The sequence below is a fragment of the Desulfothermus sp. genome, from assembly GCF_053993635.1.
In genome coordinates, this window is record NZ_JBMYBT010000047.1 from 1 (window position 1) to 19,870 (window position 19,870).

The window sequence follows — 19,870 nt, forward strand, 5'->3', positions numbered from 1 at the left end:
ACACAAAAATATTTTGGTGTTTAGGGAAAATAGACTCTTTCTTATTATCTATCCTTAAATCCCACTTTTTTACTCTTTTCCCGTCTATACTTAAAAATATAGACTTAATTCCTTTATATGGTAAATACTTCAAAGTAAGGAGGTTTAATCCTACCATTTTGCTGCATATAATTCCTATCTCTTCATGCACTACATCCTTTGTATTAATTTTTTTTATAGCAATATTCAAAAAAGGACATGGCTCAAAACTATTTTTATTGGTAATATCCTGACCATTTAAAAATATCTTTATTCCTTTACGTTGCTCATTCATTAATTCATAATACTCTTTTACATCTGGAAGTTCCACATCTACACCGAGCTCAGCTAGGACATATTGAGTGGCCCTAAGCTGAACATCTGTCTTCCAGAGGGTATTCTTGATATCCTTACTTACCTCTATTGCAAAGGCTGGTTTTTCTAAGCGAGTTAATGTATAGTAACTAAACGATTTTCTCTGTTCTGGATACTTTGTACTAGACGAAATTGTATTGGTATTGAATATATTAAAAGAATAATGTTTATTTTTTATATAAGAATTTAATTTTAAAATAGCTTTTTTGACAACTGCTTCTAAATTTATATGTTTCTTGTATACAGTCGTATCAATGATATATGATTGACCAAATCTCCTTGGATTTCGTAGTTCATCTATATATACAGGACTATAAAAACCTAAACCTTCATGAAGGTGAATTAGACCATCAGTAAAAGAAACTATTAATTTTATTGCCCTTGCAAGGTGATCTTCATAAAATTTTTTATAGTCCTTATCAAATCTTCTATTTAAATCCACATTTATTCCACGTGTGTAATGCAATATAGCTGGCACATTTGCCCTTGGAATAACAATTAAATTTCCTTTCTTTATCTTGGCATGGAGCAATATTTCTGCTGTTAGGACACCACTTATTTCATCTCCCTGGATACCCCCTTGAACCAAAATTGTTGGTCCATCCATATCTCCTTTTAAAAAATAACATCTCAACGGGAAACTCGTATTTTTAAAAAATACAATGCGTCTTATAGTTGATGCACTACAAGTATGGGCAAATATCGTAAATATAATTAAGAATACGTGAAAAAAATTTTTTATAGGGTATACCATCTTTCTTCAATTATCTTATATGTATCAGTAAACGGATACACTATTAATATTTTATTACCAATATCTTTATGGATGTCGCTAATATATTTTTGATAAAATTTTATCAAAAAACCTTTTTTATGAATGGATATATTAATGTCTCTTATTACAATCTTAATATTACCTGACTTTTTCCAAATATTTTTTTTATTTTCAACAATTGAAGCTAATCCCTTATATGGACCTTGTATTGCATTTTCATCATAACACTTAGCATAAAGAGTATAATTTTTTTTCTCCCAAGCTTCTTTCCATTTTTTTACAAAGTTTAGTAACCCATCTGAGTGGTAGGCCAAGTATTTCGGATCTAAATTGATGGGAATGTGAATCCATTCAGAAGCAACAATTTTAAACTCACCATTTATTTTCATCCAGTAGAGTCTTTTAAGCCCCTGAGATTTGAATATAGGACTTCTATACAGTTCAAAAAATGAAGTTACATAATAATATGGCCCTGGTATTATATTTAACTGAGATATAAAAATATCAATCCATTTATATCGCAAAAAAGTAATCTCTTTTTGCTCAATAAATTTTTTAAAAGGAATGTAGCTGGTCTTACTATAAGAAACTGGATCAAAATAGGAGAAAAAAATGGGATCTTTCTTCCTCCAATAATTAATCCATTTTAATACCTTATTTTTTATATTGTTAATCTCTTTTTGTATTTCTTTATCTTTTGGTTTAATAAAGATTTTTGATCCAATTAAAATTGGGGTAACTTTTAAGCTGAGGTATTTTTCTAAATTCCTTAAATCCGCTGTTTCAACTGCCACACATCCTCTGGTGTCATAAGGTATCAATTTTTTACCCCTTCCATGTAACCATATACCCCCCCCATCTTTATCAAACAATCTATCTATTGGATTAGGATAGTTTGTTGCATAAGCCAAATTTCCATATAAAGAAAAATCAAGAGGTCTTTTTATCTTTCTTGTAATAAAGTAAACACCTTCAGGAGTCTTTTCATCACCTTGAAAAAATTTATCTCCATTATTTGAACCAGTGGAACAGGGTATTTGAGCAATAATGTTAATAGTTCCATTATATTCAATCAAAAAGAGTCGTTGCTTGCTTTTATCAACTGCAATAAAATAGGAAGGAAGATATTTATGGGGAATTATTACGATTGGTTGAGCCAAACATATTTTGGCAAACAAAAAAATAAATATTGTGCTGACAGTTGTTTTCAATCTATTTCTTTTCATTGGATAATGAGTCTCTAATTCAAAGAAACTGTGTTAATCAGCCAGTTTAAACAGCTCTTCCCTTGTAAAAATAGAATGTAATTTTATGCCCTTCTCCTCAATATTTTTTTTTCCACCTTCTTCTCTATCTAAAATGCAAAAGATTTGGTCAACCTCAAGATTTGCTTCTTTTAGTCGCTGGCAAGCAAGTAACACACTTCCTCCAGTAGTAATTACATCTTCTAAAACAACTACCCTCTGGCCAGGTTTAAAATTTTTTAACCCTTCCACATAATTTTGGGTACCATGTCCTTTTGGTTTTTTCCTAACAATAAGACCAGGCAAGGGTCTTCCTTCTATATGAGACACTACAGTTACGGCTGTTACCAGAGGATCTCCACCTAGAGTCATACCTGCCACACCATCTACATTCTCTGACAACATTTCAAAAAAAAGTTTTCCTATTAAATAACTCCCTTCTGGATGAAGAGCAGTTGGCTTACAATCAAAATAATAATTGCTCTTTTTTCCTGAAGTTAGAGTCACCTCCCTTTCAATGTAAGATTTTTCCAAGAGTAGTTTTGCAAGTCTTTTCTTTAGGTCTTCCATCTATCTTCTCCAAATTAATAACATGCAATTAATCATAAAATGGCACGCATATGTTAAATTCCCATTTTTAGTTTTCAAAGACTCTTTTTAAAATCTCATCTTCATATCTTAAATAATAATTTACATCAAAAAGAGACTCTATTTCATCCTCGCTTAAGTATTTTGTGATATCAGGGTCTTCTCTAACCAGGTCATATAAAGGTACCTTCTCATTCCAAGCTCTAAGGGCCTGTCTTTGAACCATCTCATAGGCCTCTTGCCTTTTTAATCCTTTCTCTATCAAGGCTATAAGAATGCGCTGGGAAAAGAACAGGCCAAAGGATGAATAGAGATTTCTTTCCATGTTTTCTTTGTTGACCTTTAGATTCATTAGGACATTAGTCAATCGATTTAACATGTAATCTATTAATATTGTAGAATCAGGCATTATTACACGCTCAACAGATGAATGGGAAATGTCCCTTTCATGCCAAAGGGCCATGTTTTCTAGGGCTGCCATACTATTGGTCCGTACCAACCTGGCAAGACCACATAAATTTTCTGCTGATATGGGATTTTTTTTATGGGGCATTGCAGAAGAGCCCTTTTGTCCTTTTGAAAATCCCTCTTCAACTTCTAGTACCTCTGTTCTCTGGAGATGCCTTAACTCCAATGCCAGTCTTTCAATTGTACCTCCGATTTGGGCAAGTACACTGAAATAAAATGCGTATCTATCCCTTTGAATTATTTGTGTTGATATTGGATCTACTTCAAGCCCCAATATTTCACATGCTATTTTCTCCACTTCAGGGCACAGATGGGCATAGGTCCCAACTGCCCCTGAAATTTTTCCTACACTAATTTCCTTTAATGCCTGCTTCCACCTGGTCTTTTGTCTTTTAAATTCTGCATAAAAAGTAGCTAATTTTAAACCAAAACTGGTAGGCTCTGCATGGACTCCGTGGGTCCTTCCAATTACCACCAGAGATTTATATTCATGAACCATTTTTTTTAGCTGGGAAAGTATCCTATCAAGGTCCTTTAAAATAATCTCTCCAGCCTCCCTAAGTAGCAAACTATTTGCTGTATCAACTATATCTGAAGATGTACACCCAAGATGGATATATCTAGATGCTGGACCCACTTTTTCTTCTACTGCTGTTAAAAAGGCGATTACATCGTGCTTTGTAATTTCCTCTATTTCCAGTATCCTTTGCAGGTCAAAATCAGCCTTTGACCTAATTTCCTCCATCTCTTTTTGAGGGATGTATCCAAGCCTATGCCATGCCTCGCAAACAGCAATTTCCACGTCCAACCATTTTCTAAATTTATTTTCCAGCGACCAAATATCTCCAAGCTCTTTTCTTGTATATCTCTCAATCATGAATAAGACCCTTTAGTTATCTTTTTGTGTAGTTTGGGTTGAGGCGGTTGCGGAAGTGCCACTTTGAGCAGAAGAGGTCTTTGGTTTAGAGCCATTTCCATTCTTCCCATTTCCCCTGCTAGATGGATTGGGCCTTGCATAGTCTGTTACATACCAACCTGAGCCCTTTAAAATAAAAGAAGTATTAGAAATAAGCCTCTTTGCCTTTGCACCACATACACTGCAAACAACATCTCTTTCTTTAAAATCCTTTTGCCACTCTTCAAACCTGTGTCCACAAGATGTGCACTCATATTCATAAATAGGCATAATTCATCACCTCCTTGTGATAAATCTTTGAACGTATTCTCTCTGAATTATAAACCTGAACACCCGCTAGTCAACAATGCCCAATCATCTACCCCTTTTTTATATATAACCACTGCTCTCTCACCCTCAATTAGATTACGAATTCTTAGCAGCCATTGCCTCTTTAATCCTCTGCTTTAGCCTTTTTCTTCTTCTCCTCCTCCTGCGATCAATTTCTTTTCTCCTCTCAATTTTTTTGTGTCTAGCCATAATAATCTATCCTCCTTATCCAAAATTTGCTTGAGTGGTAATAATTACCAGCTAAGTGGTTGGTTGTCTAGGGCTAGATAGCCACCAATTCATATTTTCTTTTACCTAACCCCAGGTTTTCCGCATATTCAAGTAGATATTCACCCATGGTTTTGGGATGAATAGCCTTAAATTTATCTGAGTGTTTACTTGGATCCTCTTTGTATTGACCAACGTTTGTTGCTGTTGCCTGATTCACCATATCCACACATGCCTGGTCAAGTGCAACAGGGTCATAGGATATTGCAATGCCTATATCAGGACAAATTGGTGCATCGCTAAACCCCACACAATCACATAAAGGAGACACATTCATAATAAAATTTATATGGATAATTGGCTTTTTAAAATTATAAACAAATGATGCACAATATTCAGTAAGTCTCTCTAAAAATACCTTCACATCTACCTTCCAGTTGACATCTAACGCATTATTTCTACATGCGAGGAGACAGTTGGCACAACCAACACATTTTTCATGGTCAACCACTATCTTATTTTCATCATCTAAAGAAAGGGCATTGGCTTCACAAGACTCAATGCACCTACCACATCCAATACAGTTTTCTCTTTTGACCTTTGGTCCAAGACCACAGTGTTGCTGCATTTTACCCCGTCTGGAAGCACAGCCCATACCTATATTTTTTATTGCACCTCCAAAACCCGTTAATTCATGCCCTTTAAAATGGCTGAGATTTACCATTGCATCTGCCTCAAAAAAATCTTTTCCAAAATAATATTCTTTAAAGTGTTTCCCTGGGTAATTTAAAACAATCTCATTGCTGCTCTTCAGACCATCTGCTATAATAACTGGAGCTCCAATAATAGCAGGGTCAAATCCATGTTTAGTTGCCCTTAAAATATGTGAGACAGCTTCACCTCTATCTCCAACATACAGGGTATTTGTGTCAGTTAAAAAACATTTTGCCCCACTTTTCTTTAGAATCCCAATAATAGATTGAACCCAAATAGGGGATATAAAGCTGGTAGTGCCCTTTTCTCCAAAATGCATTTTAATTGCAACCAAATCCTTGGACTCTATTTTTTTTAAAAATCCTGCTGTTGTTATTAGTTTTTTAATTTTTTTTTCATAAGGTGCCTTAAAAGATGTCCTTAAATTCCAAAAAAATACTTGACTGCACATAACATCTCCCCCTTTTTTTTAATTTACCTATCAAAAAATCCTGATAGTTTTTCCTTAAAAACAATCTCAGTTATATTTATATTAAACATTTTCAATTTACTAATTATTTTGTCTTGCATTCTCAAAAAAACATCCTTTTCTCTGTTTAATACATGTAACTTAAACCCTCTGTTTATTGTCCTAATGCGGAAATTCTTAAGTCCTAATCCCAAAATATAACTCTCAGCCATGTTTATTGCACCTAAAACTTTTGGATCAACCTTTGAGTTATAGGGAAATCTTGTCAAGAGACATGGCCTGGTCGGAAATCTGTCTATGGGCAGTCCTAACTCACGACCCAAAATGGAGATATCTTTTTTTGTCATCCCCACCAATTTATATGGACTAACAACACCTAACTCTTTTATTGCATCCATACCTGGTCTATACTCTTTTTGATCATCTACATGTGAGGCTTCAATTATTGTTCTATTACCTGCATTTTCCCGGATAGTGCTAAAAAGATATTTTTTACAAACATAACACCTAACTTTTTTGTTTTCCTTAATTTCTTTTAAGTTTAATAAATTAACTTCAAATTCAGCATAATCAAGGCCAATATCTTTGAAAATGCTTTTTGCCCATTTATATTCATAATTAGTTATGTGATTTCCTGTAAAAAAAACTCCCTTAAAATCAAAATTACACCACATTATGAATTTTGCCAGAACCGTGCTGTCTAATCCTCCTGAGACCGCTATGATTCCAGGTTGCAAATCTTTGAGTATTTCTTTTAATTTATTAATTTTTGCATAAATATCCATGTTTTTGACTTTAATTTAACCCATTGATATAGTCTAGGAAAAAAACTCCAAAGGGGATCAAATATGGATTTTGACGTTGTTATAGTTGGTGCTGGAGCTGGGGGTGCCAGCAGTGCTTATTTTCTAAGTAAAAACGGAGCCAAGGTTGCTGTTATAGAAAAAAAGCCCCTTCCCAGATATAAGGTGTGCGCAGGGGGCGTTCCTGGTGTTGGTATGCAATACTTCCCTTTTTCCTTTGACAAAGTCATTGAAGACCACATAAATCTGGCGAGCTTCTGTTTTAATGAAGAAACTATTACCCACACCGTGGCACCAAGATATTTGAATATGGTAATGAGAGATGAGTTTGATTATCACATCCTGAAAAATAGTTCTGTGGAGGTAATTGATAAAACTTTTATTGAACAAATATCAATTTATAGATCTTATGTGCAGGTAAAAGTAAAAGGTGGAAATTTCTTGAAATGTAAATATGTAATTGGTGCAGATGGAGCAGCTTCTATAGTAAAAAAAAGCCTGGGATTTTTTAAAAACAAAAATATGGGACTAGCTCTTGAGGCTGAAATCAGAGCAAAAGATGAAATCTTAGAGGAATATAGGTCAAAATTGCTTGTGTCTTTTGGAGTGGTAAAAAAAGGATATTTCTGGATTTTTCCCAAAAGGTCCCATTTGTCTATAGGTATAGGGAATATGGAAAATGGTATTAGGATGAGAAAGGTCTTCATTGATTTATTGAAAAAAATGGATATATTTAATGATAAGACAAATATTTATGCTCATCCACTACCTATTTATACAAGACATTCAAAACTACATGGCAAAAGGGTATTTTTAGTTGGTGATGCTGCAAATTTGGTTGACCCTTTAACTGGAGAAGGCATAAGGCACGCAATTTTAAGCGGCAAAATAGCTGCAGATTGTATTTTAAATTCTAAAGAACATCTCTATTCAAATATAATTATTAAGGAAATAGGAAAAGATTTACTATGGGCAAATCGATTATCCCATTTTTTTTATAATCACCAGCAATTCTGTTATAATTATTTTGTTAAAAATAAATTTGTATTTAATGATTTAATGAAAGTTATAAATAATAAATTTAGTTACAAAAAAATGTTATTAAAACTACCTTTTTATTTTTTATCAAATGCCTTTTTAAAATAAAGTTGTGGAAAATTAATAGAGTTAACATACCACTTGTTTACATGAAACTCTTTTTTTTACTTCTTCAAATTAAGTTCGTAAATTAAAATTATAGTTCTTTTCTTCCTAAAACCAACAGGGCCTGGATGTGTATTTATCCCAACGTAAAGTTCTTTTTTAGAATCATTATCTATGTCATTTATCCCATAATCCATTATAGAACCCTTTATTGTCCTAGTTTTCCACAAAATATTTAAACCAACTCCATCCCAAACAAGTGCATGTATTTGACCTTCTGGAAATTCCCTATATCTGGAGAAGAACATCGAAGATACAGACATATTATGGGCAACAATTATTTCAAATTGTCCATTTCTTTCTAGATCATAGGGAATAAGTCTCGTTGGAATATAATACATATTTTTGGGGTCTGTTACATTTTCTCCTAGCCCTGGTAAGGCATTGGAGGTGATGATTCCAATAGATGACCCAGCATAACGGGTGTTTGTTTTATATAAGGGATTCAAATCGTCTGAAAAAACTTTTAGCCTATCATAATAACCAGCGAGTATTATTTTATAAGATTTTTTTTCTGGCAGGTAGGCAAAATTAAACACATTGGCGCCCTCTGGTAGCTTAATCTTTGCCCCTAGTTGATACTTTCCACGCATAGACACTAATTCATGCACTCCAGGGGCAAAAATCCTCCCAATACCAGCCTTTTGTGCTACTATCCTTTTGGTAAAATCTGGTGGAATTCTCTTAACATTGAGGTAAAATTTCAATCTTTCTTGTTTTATTCTGAACTTATTGTTTTTAAAGGTCATAACTAAGGAACTGGGCGATCCCTCATTATCTATTGCAGAGATAAATATTTCAGCGTAACCATCCCTATTAGAATCAAACACATTTATATTGAGACCGTTTATATTTCTTCCAAATCCTTGTTCTCCAATCTTTTTTAATTTACCTTTTATAAGTATGTATGCGTAAATCTTGTGATGGGACAAAATAAATACCTCATTTTTATTATCACCATTTGCATCTCCTACATCCATACCAACCATCTCAAAAGGTAGAGATTGTGTCCTGATATATCCCATGTTATGGGTACCTGGTGATTTGGCGTATTCAAATGAAGGATTTAATTTCTGAGTCTCAGGTGCGCTCTCTGAAACGTTTTGTGTCTTTCTTGGCTTTGGTTTTATTCCCAACATTCTATTTTTTATTAAAATAACTCCTTCATCAAATCTTGAAAGCAGTTCATCTTGCGGAGCAGATATATTCTGGGAAAAAGACTTACCATTTTTATTTAGCACATTTATATCTATGCTAATATTTGTTCCAACAACTGTCACATCTCCAAAAATAAGATAATCCAACTCATTTTCTTGGATTACCTTTATAGGGGTCTTGCTTGAGTGTTCAACTTTAACATACTCTAATTTAGAGGGGGTGGATAGCCTAGAAATTAACATTGACTGTACACCTTGAGAAAGATACCTAAATTCATCAGGCCCATTTACCTTAAAAGAAAGTACTGAAAATTTTTTAAGTTGAGCTGAATAGGCTATATTGCACAAAAAAAACATTATAAATAAAATAACGAATTTTCTCATTTCTCTCCTCCGAGGATGTATACTTAATTTGTGAATTTGCAGATATCATTTATAATTTTTAAGGTAAAGAAGATTTTTGGAGAACAAAATATGGCATGTGGTTTTAGAATTGTATGTAATGACAAATATATTCCAACCATAGAGGAAATTTTAAATAAAGAGGGCTTTGATATCAGGCGTGTTTCCTTTTATTCAAAGGCAAGGATCTGTCTTTCCAATAAAATAAAATTGGGTAATTCAATCCTAAATAATTTTGGGCAAATATATATCCAGGATCTGTCTTCAATGCTCCCCCCTTTAATCTTAAATCCTCCAAAAGATAGTATTGTCCTAGACCTTTGTGCCAGCCCAGGGGGTAAAAGTGCGATTTTAAGCGAGCTTGTTGGAGATGAGGGTATTGTAGTGGCCAATGAACCTAATAGGAAAAGATATGTAACCCTCAAAAAGAATATAGAGAGACTAAATCTTTTTAATGTCTGTCTAACCTCATTTATGGGCGAAAATTTTCCTGAACACATAAAGTTCCCTTATATACTTTTAGATGTGCCCTGTAGTGGATGGGGCACAGAAGATAAAAACCCAAAGGTAAAACGTCTGTGGCATGGGGAAAAAATTGCACCCCTTATAAAACTTCAAAGGGAACTTTTAAAAAGGGCTTATTTGCTTCTTAAGCCCGGAGGGAAATTGGTATATTCAACATGCACTACCAACATATTAGAAAATGAAGATCAAATAAAATGGGCAATAGATGAATTGGGATTTAAAATTATCCCTATAAATAAGATCGAGGGCTTTGAGTATTTTAATGAAAAATTTCCAGGAACCCTTGCAATCAAGGGACATAAATTCTATTCACAGGGATTTTTTGTTGCTTGTTTATCAAAAGATAGAGATAATCAACATGCTGGAGATGAATTTAAAGGGATTGATAATTTAAGAATACTGGATAATGAAAAAATAAAAGAGATGCTCAAATCATATGGGCTTAGTTTCTCAAAATTTTTAAATGGTATTTTTTATCTAAAAAAGGACTTGGTGTTTTTTAAAAAAAAATTACCTTATGGGGAAATCGATACTGAAGGATGTTTTTTAGGGAAACTAAAACAAGGTTATTTTATACCAAATACTAAATTATGGAAATGGTTTGATAAAAATGCAGAAAACAAATTAGTTGTTAAGGATATAAATCAGATTAAAGGCCTTGTTTCAGGAAGTAGCATCTCTATTTCAGGTAATTTTAAATACATGCATCTATATTACAAGGACCTTCCCTTGACATTACTTAGGGTCAAAGGAAAAAGGTGCTTAATCAGCAGATAAGATATGTTTTTTTGTGCATCTCTAACTTTTACTACTATTTTTTTTAAATTTGCTACATGGTTTACTCAGGCAATGGATATATCATTTTTACATCTTCTGAATCCACTTTAAATCTTCCGTCCCAATGTAAGGGGAGACAACTAAAAGAATACTCGTCCCAGTTAAGCAAATATGAATGCAGGAAAAGGTATTTACTATTTCTCTCTTTGGAATATTTTTTATCACCTATTATTGGATGATTTCTAAGACTCATTTGAATACGTATTTGGTGTTTTCGACCTGTTTTTATAAAAACAGCTACAAGGCTATTTTTATCTATATTTTTTAAAGTCTTGACGTAGCTAATTGCTTCCACCTTTTTTGTTTTACTATTACGCTGCTCTTCAAATCTATCTTTTATTATAGTCCATTTATGCCATTTGGTAACTCCTTTTATCCATGCAATATATATCTTTTTTATTCTTTTTGATAAAAATAATGACTGTAAATATTGTAAATAATGAAAAGTCTTTGCCACTAATATTAGACCTGAAGTATCTTTATCAAGCCTATGTACCAAAAAAGGGGTATTATGTGGATACTCATTTTTCAATCTACTATATAAAGAATCTTCTAAATTTTTCCCTGGTTGAGTAGCTAAATTAGGTGGCTTATAAAGCACTATGAAATTATCATCTTCATAAATCCTCTTTAAAACAAATGGATTTTTTTCTTCTTTGTCTAAGATATTTTTACATTCCCTTCTATAGGGGGGGATTCTAATTACTTGTCCCTGCCTTAATCTATCAAAAGGTTTTGCCCTTTTTCCATCAACTCTGACCTGGCCTGTACGTATCCATTTCATTAAGGCGGACTTTGGAACCTGGTTATTTAAAAAATCTTCCAAGAACTGAAATAATTTTCTGCCACTAGATCGCCGATCCACTTGAATGTTTTGAGTCCTTGTGTATTCCATGGTTTAATAGGTTTTGATCATTATATCTAAAAGTATGTTATTGGTTAATTTAATCTGCTTTGCCAGTTCTAAAAGCCTGTGAAAGACCTCCCTTAATTTAAATCGATAAGAAATATCTGTATCCAACTCTGACAGGTCCTTAATTGCTTCAAAATACAAATGTTGTAGGTTGTTTAAAAGCAAATTAGATCTTATTGCTGCTTCTCTAGATAGATTGGGACGTTCCTTTAAATGATTTATAGAATCATTTAGCTTAGATGTGGCATGCACAAGATTGGTAGATATCATTTGCATATATTGATTTGGCCTAACTTCTAATACCTCTATTTCTTCTACTATTATTTTAGCTAAATCCATTATATCGTCAATGGATCGGGATAGGGCATATATATCCTTTCTGTCAATAGGAGTAATAAATGTCTGATTCAAATCATCAACAATAAATCTTCTATATTCATCTGCTTCGTGTTCCAGCTTACATAGATTATCTACTACATCCTCCTCATTTTTCTTAAAATAATGGTCTAACAACTTTACACCATCAAAGGTTCTTTGCATTTGCAAATTAAGTAATTTAAAAAAATCTAATTTTTTTTTCTTTGAAAAGCCAAATAACCCCATATTAAAATCCCATTAATATTTTAAACTTTTTTACTATTAAATACATACTTGTTTGTTGCAGATCAAAAAAATAAGCTACTGCCCAATAAAATAAGATAGAAAGGATGCAAACAACAGGTATTGTGATAAACCAAGCAAGAAATATATCTTTAGCAACTTCCCATCTCACCTGTTTAAACCTATGGGCTGCCCCAACACCCATGATTGATGAGCTCATAATCTGAGAGGTACTAACTGGGCTTCCAAACAATCCAGAGATATATATGACACTACCTGCTGCTAACTGGGAGTTTAGGGAATGTATTGGCTCTAAGTCAAATATCCTAAAACCAATGGTTTTTATAAGCCTCCATCCCCCACTTAATACCCCCATGGATATGGCAAAGCCGCACCCTAATATGACCCACTTAGGCACATAAAACTGGTCTATAACTCCACAACTGGCAAGCACCAATGCTATTAAACCCATAGACTTTTGAGCATCATTAGTTCCATGGGAAGCCCCCAAAAAACACATACTAACACACTGAATACGTTTAATAAAATTATTTATGGATAAGGGACAGTTAGCAAGAATTTTAAAAGAGAATCGGGTCAACAAAAAACCAACAAACATCCCAATGATTGGAGTTATGAACATAACTAATATTACTTTAAGTAAGAGAACTTCCCAATTGATTACATTTACACCAAATGCACCAATGCCACCTCCAACAAGGCCGCCTATTAAGGCATGGGATGAGCTTGATGGAAGGGCAAGTAACCAGGTAATTATATTCCATAAAAGGGCACTAAGTACTCCACTGAAAATAAGCGCAAGAGATACATATGATCCATGTTTTATTACAGATGGATCTATAATACCCTTTCCCACGGTACTAGCAACTGCAGTTCCAAGAAAAACCACTCCTAAAAATTCAAATATACTTGCCCATATAAGGGCCCTCTTGGGTCTCATGGACCGGGAAGCTATAATCGTTGCTACCACATTACAGCCATCATGAAAACCATTGACAAAAGTAAACAAAAAAACAAGCCCAATCACTAGATACAAAAATATGTTGTCCATATAATGTCTCCAATTGGGATAATACATTCATATATTTAAACCTAATAGTCAATAGCCCAATTGCCAAAGTCGAAATAATTGGTGTAATGGTTAGTGGTGTATTGGTTAGTGGTATATTGGTTAGTGGTGTAGTGGTTAGTGGTGTAGTGGTTAGTGGGGTATTGGTTAGTGGTATAATGGTTGATTTTACCAATATACCAATAACCAATACACCAATACACCAATAACTAATAAACCAATACACTAATACACCAAAAAATAGAGTTGACGTATGGCAAAAAATTTAACATCTTCCAAATGGACATTTGGTGATTACCCAAAAATCTCCTGCTAAAATTGGAGTCTCAATGAAAAAAGAAAATTTACAAAAGGTGATAAGACTAGATGAAGAGTTGCTAGATTTGCTAATAAAAAGAACATTACTTTATTCAGCTTATCTAAGAGATAAAAGAAAAAAGAATGCGCCTATTTCAGACAGTGAGTTTGAAGGAAACCTGTGGAAAATCTGGAGCAAAAAGACCAAAGAGTTGGGCATAAACCCCAAAACCCTTAGAACCCTCTACAATCATTTTAATAACCTGTCTTACGAATTGGCGGAAAAAGAAGAAGAAAAACCGTTTAAACTCAGGCCGTTTAAAAATAAACCTGTAAACATAAACCTTGCTGGTCCATTTGATATACATCTAACAAGATTTTTAATCTATATATCTGTCTTAAAAAACTTACCAGTAGAGATCAAACACCTGGTACTAAATGATTCAATTTACCAACTCATAAAGGCATTAAATGCATTAGATTCTTCATTTACCTGGGACAGGGACCTGCTTTATCGAAAACAAGGACAACATCTAAATTTCAACAAAAAAGCAATCTTTACTGGCGAAGATGAACTGAATCTCTATTTACTTATTTTTGCAGCCATATCCCAGCCTGGGATATGTAAATTTACTGGGGATTCAAATCTAAAATCCATGGATCTAAGACCACTTTTTTCCCTGCTCCCACAAATGGGAGCCAGGATTGCTCCACTGATTCCTGGGAGTTATGGACTTCCAATAAGAATAGAAGCAACAGGTACAATTAACGACACGCTGGTTGTTTCAGAAGAAATTCCAGATCCAGCCTTTTTTGCATTTCTTATTTCAACTATTGCATATAATTTAAATAAAATCTCAATCTCTGCTCCCAATAGGGATTTGGGCAACCCATTTATTGACAGGATTTTTTTCTTATTCAATAAGTTGGGAGTAAAATATCAAATAGACGACCACCAGATTACACTATTCCCAGATCTGTGTCATAGTATAGACATCCCCCATATCCTTGATCCTGAGTTGACGGCATATTTACTTGGTATGGTTATAATTTGTGGGGGTGAAGCCAATATAACAGGGACTTACCCAGCAGACTTTAATGATGGGGCCCTATTTTTAAAAATATTTAAAGTCATCACTCCAAACATAAGTGTTGAAAAAAATAAAATTCACATTAAATATGAAAAGAAAAAATTAGATTTCTTAGAGCTTGACATCCAAGGCTCAAGCAGGCTTGTACCTCTTGCAGTTTCCCTGGGAATTTTTGCAAACAAAGCAGAAATCAGAGGTATTCCTTTATCTGAACAAGACAATTTAAATTATGTTTTAACCAGCTTAAATATAAACTATGAGTTAAATAAAGATACGCTTTCTATTTACAAAACCAAAGAAAAAAAACAAGTGAAGATCTATTCTCCTACCCCCAATTGGACTATAGCCTTATCTTTGATCTCTTTAATAGGATATGAAATATTTTTAGAAAATCCTGGAGAAATCACAAAATTGTGGCCAACATATTGGACTTACTTTAAATCCATGCCAAAAATCACAAATATCTCCCAAAAAAAGGAGGAGAGCAAAGGTGAGTTTAAAAAAACAAGGAGACGATTCCTTGTATCAGGAGATAAAAAAATTAGATGAGGAAATAGATAAACTTACCAAGGAAAAAGAAAAAATAGAAAAAGAGTGGAAAAGATTATTAATGGAAGAAGACGTATCAAAAGGAAAAATATATGCAAGTGAGCTACATGAATTAATGCAAAAAAAGCTTATGCTTGAGGTAGAAATCGACTATAGGATAAAAAAGAAAAATAGGCTTATGTTTGATATTACATAATAGTAAACTCTTCCCCTCCACTTAAAATGTATAAATAATCAGACAAAAGCCAGCCAGAGATAGCAAGGCATTCCATATCTAATATCTTATCTGCATTATCCTGAAAAAGTATCCTGGCCTCAGCTGGAAATTCTTCATCCTCATCATTAAACACCAAAAGGATATGAAACCTGGGTAGGACAAAAAATCTCATTATGAGTTCATATGAGAGATCCATATCTGTAACCAAATTTCCTCCTAGAATCTTCCCAGCTTCTTTTAACTTATCAATCTTATTTGAAAAACGCTTTTCTATCATCCTTTCTACATTATTTGAAAATGCACCTGCAAAGGGAGCCGCATCCTTAAAATCCTTGTAAGTCACCCATCCCTTTGGCTCTGGCACATAATCTTGAGCCATTAACAAATATTTGGCAATAACCACACATTCAGAATACATAGGTTGTTTTCCGTCCTCATCATACATGCCTGATTTGTTGACCTTAATACATTTATTAAAAAAAGGGACACAAATTGATGTGTCTTTTAGTTTTAATCCTAGAATTTTTGCAGTCTTTGAAAAATCAAGTTTACTAATTTGGTTCAAATATTTTTCATAATTTTCTTTAAATACAGGTGCCTTTTTTTCCATTTTCTTCCCCTATTTATTTAGGAATTTCACATACACTTTTCTATTCCTAGGCCCATCGAACTCAGCAAAAAATATCCCCTGCCAAGTCCCTAGAACTAAATTACCATCTTCTACAAAACAATTTACAGAACATCCAATTAGTGATGATTTTATGTGGGCATCGCTATTTCCCTCAACATGTCTATAATGAGATGACATGGGTACTAATTTTTTAAGGGTTTCTACTATATCATATGCCACAGAAGGATCTGCAGACTCATTAATGGTTACGCCTGCTGTAGTATGAGGTGTGTAAACATACAAAACTCCATCCCTCCACCCTTTTCTGGACACCAATCCTTTTATCTCAGTGGTTATATCAATAAGTTCTTCTCTTTTTTTTGTCCTGATATTTATCATTTCCATATTCACAACCTCCTTTTTTTAACAGATTAATCCTTCAAAATAAATTATTCAACCCCATCTCTTTTAATCAAAATTCACAAACTTTAAATTAGATTAAAACCAACAAATAGTCTTGTCAAAAAATACATTTTCTTTTATCCTCATATATTAAAGAATCAAGGTAAAAGAAGGAGGATCCAATGCCCACGATAAGACCCAAAAAAATAAAAGTAGATACCCTGGGTGATGCCAAAATTCCAGTTCCAGAGCAGCTGCGGCCATTTTTATCTGAGATTGGAGAGGTGAATCTGTATGTTTCAGAAGAAGTAATTGATGCCGAAGATCCAAATCAAAGATATTTCATATTTGAAGAGGCTGGCCCCAAGGAGAAGATATATTTTGATCCATCAAAGACAAAATGTGCTATAGTCACATGTGGAGGTCTTTGTCCTGGAATAAATGATGTGATTAGATCCATTGTAATGGAGGCCCATCATCAATATAAGGTGGCGGCTACACTTGGTATTCGTTATGGTCTACAGGGATTTTTGCCCCAATATGGACACAGCATATGGGAGCTAACTCCAGAAAATGTATCTCAAATCCATGAATTTGGAGGCACTATTTTAGGCTCCTCAAGGGGGCACCAACCACCAGAAGAGATAGTAGATTCACTGGAGAGGATGAACATAAATATCCTCTTTATGATTGGGGGTGACGGAACAATGAAGGCCGCTTCTGCTATTTGGAAGGAAATAAAAAAACGTAAGATGAAGATATCAGTTGTAGGTATTCCCAAGACTATTGACAATGATATTTATTTTGTTCCACGCTCTTTTGGCTTTGATACAGCAGTAACAAAGGCCATTGAGGCCATTAGATGTGCCCATACAGAAGCTACTGGGGCTCCAAATGGAATCGGTATGGTAAAACTTATGGGCAGAGAATCTGGATTTATTGCAAGTGAAGCCACCTTGGCCCAAAAAGACGTAAATGTAGTTCTGATTCCAGAGCAGCCATTTGAACTTGATGGGGAACATGGTCTTTTGGCATACTTAAAAAAGAGGATTCAGGAAAGGGGTCACGCAGTAATTGTTGTTGCTGAAGGTGCTGGGCAAGACCTATGGCGACGGGAGATGAAGAAAAACAATGAAAAAATCCCTGTTGACGCCTCAGGAAATCCAATCTTAGGAGACATCTGTGGGCTGCTTAAAGAGAAGATAAAAAAATATTTTAAAGAGCAAAATATACCTATCACCTTGAAATTTATTGATCCAAGTTACATAATTAGATCAGTACCTGCAAATGCCAATGATGGAGTATATTGTGCATTCTTAGGACAGCATGCAGTCCATGCGGCCATGGCAGGGAAGACAAATATGGTTGTAACTAAGGTAATGGAAAAATTTGTTTATCTCCCACTCTCCTTGGTGACCAAAAAGAGACGGAAATTAAATGTAAATTCTCCTTATTGGAAGGCAGTGCTTGCTTCCACAGGACAACCTCCTCAATTTAGCAACAAATAATTTCAGGATAAAGAGAAATGAACATTACTAACAAAGAACCAGATATATTATTAGAAGTCCCAGCACAAGTTTACTACCTTCCAGCAATTGGGCATTTTGCAAAGGCAATCTTCACAAAACACCCCTATTTTGAAAAATGTTCAGAGGAGGTCATCTACTTTCTTGAACTAATAATATATGAGTCAGCAGCCAATGTTATAAAGCACGCATACCCAGAGGGAGTCGTAGGAAAATTAAAAGTAAAAATATGGTTGGATTCTAAAAAAGTTATTTTAAATGTAATAGACTTTGGCAAAGGATTTGACCCCCATCATCTCCCAGAACCAGATCCCACATCTCCTACTGAAGGGGGTATGGGGGTCTTTTTGATAAAGAAAATAGCCAAAAAATTTTCTTACTTTTTTTCCCAGGAGGAAAATGGAAATATTCTCCACCTTGAAATAGGGATTTAAAAAAAACGTTTTATAACTCCCATTTTTTTATGGAGGTTACGTATAAGCTGCTTTCCCGCTTCTCTGCCAATTTCAATAAGTTCATCTATGTGGTGAAATTCATTCCACTGAATATCGCCAATATCTGGAATTGTTGAAATGTCAGCATTTTTTAGCATCTCACAGGTTAAATAATACATATTTATTTCTTCAGCTCTAATTAAAAGTTCCACAGCGTTTTCTATGTCTTGAATTGGCGTTAGTTTAGGGGGCACTGCTACACCAATTGTAATTGTCTCATCACTTAGCCTTGCATATTTTACAGGAACAGGGCATGCAATAGCACCATCACTTAAAAGATGATTATTAATTTCTACAGGAGGGAAGAAGCCTGGTACTGAAGCACTTGCTATTACAGCTCTCTTTAAGTCTCCCACACATATGGGAATATCTCTTCCATATCTAAGGTCAGTGCCAACAACAACTAAAGGGATTTTGCATAGGTCAAATGACTCAATCCTTATTAAAAAATCTATAATTTTTTTAAACTTTTTAAAGTCCAATATGCTTAATTTTGCCTGGGCCAGGGTGAGGGCTATTGTTCCCTTGACCTTTGAATAGATCTGATCCCAAAAACTTGGTTGCCTACCACCCCGTTTTTCCAAATTCATAAATCCCACATCTTCATATAAGTCACTATTTATAAAGTCCTTGAATCTGCTTTCCACCTCATAGGGGTCTTTTTTCTCACAATACATAGCACCAATTATGGCCCCAATACTGGTGCCTGCAATTATATCTACCTCGATATCATTTTCTTTGAAGACCTGTAAAACCCCTATGTGAACAAGGCCCCTGGCTCCACCTTCTCCCAGTGCAAGACCAATTTTTTTACGAAAAAACATATCAAATATCCTTAATTAATTTTTTATACATGGTTATATCTTCCTTACTAAATTCATTTATATATCTTATTTTTACATATAATTCAATTACAAGCAAAGCCTTTTTAATCCATGACTCATCTCTAGACGCCAACATATCTTTAATTTCCAATGGTCCATAGGTAGCATCCACTTTTATACCTCGTTTTTTTAATTTTCTAAGAAAAATTAAAAAATAATCATACAC

Annotated in this window: 22 protein-coding genes; 7 read left to right on the plus strand and 15 right to left on the minus strand. The window is 34.1% G+C overall.

Annotated elements, in window-relative coordinates; all coding sequences use genetic code 11:
* From ACY2V1_RS03490 to larE, 7 genes are all read right to left on the minus strand, one after another.
* The coding region (locus tag ACY2V1_RS03490; RefSeq protein WP_461833406.1) for a M99 family carboxypeptidase catalytic domain-containing protein at positions 1 to 1,000 on the minus strand (1,000 nt) is incomplete at its 3' end.
* A 131-nt stretch (positions 1,001 to 1,131) separates the two neighbouring features.
* Complete coding sequence (locus ACY2V1_RS03495; RefSeq protein ID WP_461833407.1) at positions 1,132 to 2,394, minus strand: L,D-transpeptidase family protein; 1,263 nt, start codon at positions 2,392 to 2,394, stop codon at positions 1,132 to 1,134.
* Positions 2,395 to 2,427: 33 nt separating this feature from the next.
* A complete protein-coding gene (pyrE, locus tag ACY2V1_RS03500; RefSeq protein WP_461833408.1) occupies positions 2,428 to 2,982 on the minus strand; it encodes an orotate phosphoribosyltransferase in 555 nt (184 codons plus the stop codon).
* 67 nt (positions 2,983 to 3,049) lie between these two features.
* Positions 3,050 to 4,345, minus strand: a complete 1,296-nt coding sequence (purB, locus tag ACY2V1_RS03505; protein ID WP_461833409.1) for an adenylosuccinate lyase — start codon at positions 4,343 to 4,345, stop codon at positions 3,050 to 3,052.
* A gap of 12 nt (positions 4,346 to 4,357) precedes the next feature.
* Positions 4,358 to 4,654 (minus strand): FmdB family zinc ribbon protein, encoded by a 297-nt coding sequence (locus ACY2V1_RS03510; RefSeq protein WP_461833410.1) that lies wholly within the window; start codon positions 4,652 to 4,654, stop codon positions 4,358 to 4,360.
* A 322-nt stretch (positions 4,655 to 4,976) separates the two neighbouring features.
* The gene (locus ACY2V1_RS03515; RefSeq protein WP_461833411.1) at positions 4,977 to 6,086 is read right to left on the minus strand and encodes a DUF362 domain-containing protein; all 1,110 of its coding nucleotides are present in this window, start codon (positions 6,084 to 6,086) and stop codon (positions 4,977 to 4,979) included.
* Between the two features lie 23 nt (positions 6,087 to 6,109).
* On the minus strand, positions 6,110 to 6,889 hold the full coding sequence (larE, locus tag ACY2V1_RS03520) for an ATP-dependent sacrificial sulfur transferase LarE (RefSeq protein ID WP_461833412.1): 780 nt from the start codon (positions 6,887 to 6,889) through the stop codon (positions 6,110 to 6,112).
* Positions 6,890 to 6,952: 63 nt separating this feature from the next.
* Here larE and ACY2V1_RS03525 point away from each other — a divergent pair, with 63 nt between their 5' ends.
* On the plus strand, positions 6,953 to 8,053 hold the full coding sequence (locus ACY2V1_RS03525) for a geranylgeranyl reductase family protein (RefSeq protein ID WP_461833413.1): 1,101 nt from the start codon (positions 6,953 to 6,955) through the stop codon (positions 8,051 to 8,053).
* Between the two features lie 56 nt (positions 8,054 to 8,109).
* Here the strand turns inward: ACY2V1_RS03525 and ACY2V1_RS03530 are convergent, their stop codons facing one another.
* Positions 8,110 to 9,651: an FG-GAP-like repeat-containing protein gene (locus tag ACY2V1_RS03530; RefSeq protein ID WP_461833414.1), complete on the minus strand. Its 1,542-nt coding sequence runs from the start codon at positions 9,649 to 9,651 to the stop codon at positions 8,110 to 8,112.
* Positions 9,652 to 9,681: 30 nt separating this feature from the next.
* Between ACY2V1_RS03530 and ACY2V1_RS03535 the strand changes: the two genes are divergently transcribed.
* On the plus strand, positions 9,682 to 10,971 hold the full coding sequence (locus tag ACY2V1_RS03535) for an RsmB/NOP family class I SAM-dependent RNA methyltransferase (protein ID WP_461833415.1): 1,290 nt from the start codon (positions 9,682 to 9,684) through the stop codon (positions 10,969 to 10,971).
* A 61-nt stretch (positions 10,972 to 11,032) separates the two neighbouring features.
* On the opposite strand, the gene ACY2V1_RS03540 is transcribed toward ACY2V1_RS03535, so the two are convergent.
* From ACY2V1_RS03540 to ACY2V1_RS03550, 3 genes are read right to left on the minus strand one after another with little or no spacing between them, the layout of a single operon-like run.
* Positions 11,033 to 11,896, minus strand: coding sequence for an RluA family pseudouridine synthase (locus tag ACY2V1_RS03540; protein WP_461833416.1), 864 nt, complete (start codon positions 11,894 to 11,896; stop codon positions 11,033 to 11,035).
* A gap of 33 nt (positions 11,897 to 11,929) precedes the next feature.
* Positions 11,930 to 12,547 carry a DUF47 domain-containing protein gene (locus ACY2V1_RS03545; protein WP_461833417.1) on the minus strand — a complete coding sequence of 206 codons (618 nt, stop codon included), beginning with the start codon at positions 12,545 to 12,547 and terminating at the stop codon, positions 11,930 to 11,932.
* 1 nt (position 12,548) lies between these two features.
* On the minus strand, positions 12,549 to 13,616 hold the full coding sequence (locus ACY2V1_RS03550; RefSeq protein WP_461833418.1) for an inorganic phosphate transporter: 1,068 nt from the start codon (positions 13,614 to 13,616) through the stop codon (positions 12,549 to 12,551).
* An 86-nt stretch (positions 13,617 to 13,702) separates the two neighbouring features.
* Between ACY2V1_RS03550 and ACY2V1_RS03555 the strand changes: the two genes are divergently transcribed.
* The 3 genes from ACY2V1_RS03555 to ACY2V1_RS03565 all read left to right on the plus strand — a co-directional run bounded on the left by ACY2V1_RS03555 (position 13,703) and on the right by ACY2V1_RS03565 (position 15,767).
* A complete protein-coding gene (locus ACY2V1_RS03555; protein ID WP_461833419.1) occupies positions 13,703 to 13,843 on the plus strand; it encodes a hypothetical protein in 141 nt (46 codons plus the stop codon).
* Positions 13,844 to 13,963: 120 nt separating this feature from the next.
* The gene (locus ACY2V1_RS03560) at positions 13,964 to 15,571 is read left to right on the plus strand and encodes a carboxyvinyltransferase (protein ID WP_461833420.1); all 1,608 of its coding nucleotides are present in this window, start codon (positions 13,964 to 13,966) and stop codon (positions 15,569 to 15,571) included.
* Complete coding sequence (locus tag ACY2V1_RS03565; RefSeq protein WP_461833421.1) at positions 15,543 to 15,767, plus strand: hypothetical protein; 225 nt, start codon at positions 15,543 to 15,545, stop codon at positions 15,765 to 15,767. Before ACY2V1_RS03560 ends, ACY2V1_RS03565 begins: the two co-directional genes overlap by 29 nt.
* Here the strand turns inward: ACY2V1_RS03565 and ACY2V1_RS03570 are convergent.
* Together ACY2V1_RS03570 and ACY2V1_RS03575 are read right to left on the minus strand one after the other, a co-directional pair.
* Positions 15,760 to 16,398 carry a DUF3786 domain-containing protein gene (locus ACY2V1_RS03570; RefSeq protein ID WP_461833422.1) on the minus strand — a complete coding sequence of 213 codons (639 nt, stop codon included), beginning with the start codon at positions 16,396 to 16,398 and terminating at the stop codon, positions 15,760 to 15,762. The genes ACY2V1_RS03565 and ACY2V1_RS03570 overlap by 8 nt on opposite strands.
* A 9-nt stretch (positions 16,399 to 16,407) precedes the next feature.
* A complete protein-coding gene (locus tag ACY2V1_RS03575; RefSeq protein WP_461833423.1) occupies positions 16,408 to 16,803 on the minus strand; it encodes a secondary thiamine-phosphate synthase enzyme YjbQ in 396 nt (131 codons plus the stop codon).
* 179 nt (positions 16,804 to 16,982) lie between these two features.
* On the opposite strand from ACY2V1_RS03575, the gene ACY2V1_RS03580 reads away from it, so the two are divergent.
* Both ACY2V1_RS03580 and ACY2V1_RS03585 read left to right on the plus strand, forming a co-directional pair.
* Positions 16,983 to 18,308, plus strand: a complete 1,326-nt coding sequence (locus tag ACY2V1_RS03580; protein ID WP_461833424.1) for an ATP-dependent 6-phosphofructokinase — start codon at positions 16,983 to 16,985, stop codon at positions 18,306 to 18,308.
* Between the two features lie 17 nt (positions 18,309 to 18,325).
* Positions 18,326 to 18,760, plus strand: coding sequence for an ATP-binding protein (locus ACY2V1_RS03585; RefSeq protein WP_461833425.1), 435 nt, complete (start codon positions 18,326 to 18,328; stop codon positions 18,758 to 18,760).
* On the opposite strand, the gene ACY2V1_RS03590 is transcribed toward ACY2V1_RS03585, so the two are convergent.
* Both ACY2V1_RS03590 and ACY2V1_RS03595 read right to left on the minus strand, forming a co-directional pair.
* Positions 18,757 to 19,644: a patatin-like phospholipase family protein gene (locus ACY2V1_RS03590; RefSeq protein ID WP_461833426.1), complete on the minus strand. Its 888-nt coding sequence runs from the start codon at positions 19,642 to 19,644 to the stop codon at positions 18,757 to 18,759. The genes ACY2V1_RS03585 and ACY2V1_RS03590 overlap by 4 nt on opposite strands.
* A gap of 1 nt (position 19,645) precedes the next feature.
* Positions 19,646 to 19,870: a hypothetical protein gene (locus ACY2V1_RS03595; protein WP_461833427.1), complete on the minus strand. Its 225-nt coding sequence runs from the start codon at positions 19,868 to 19,870 to the stop codon at positions 19,646 to 19,648.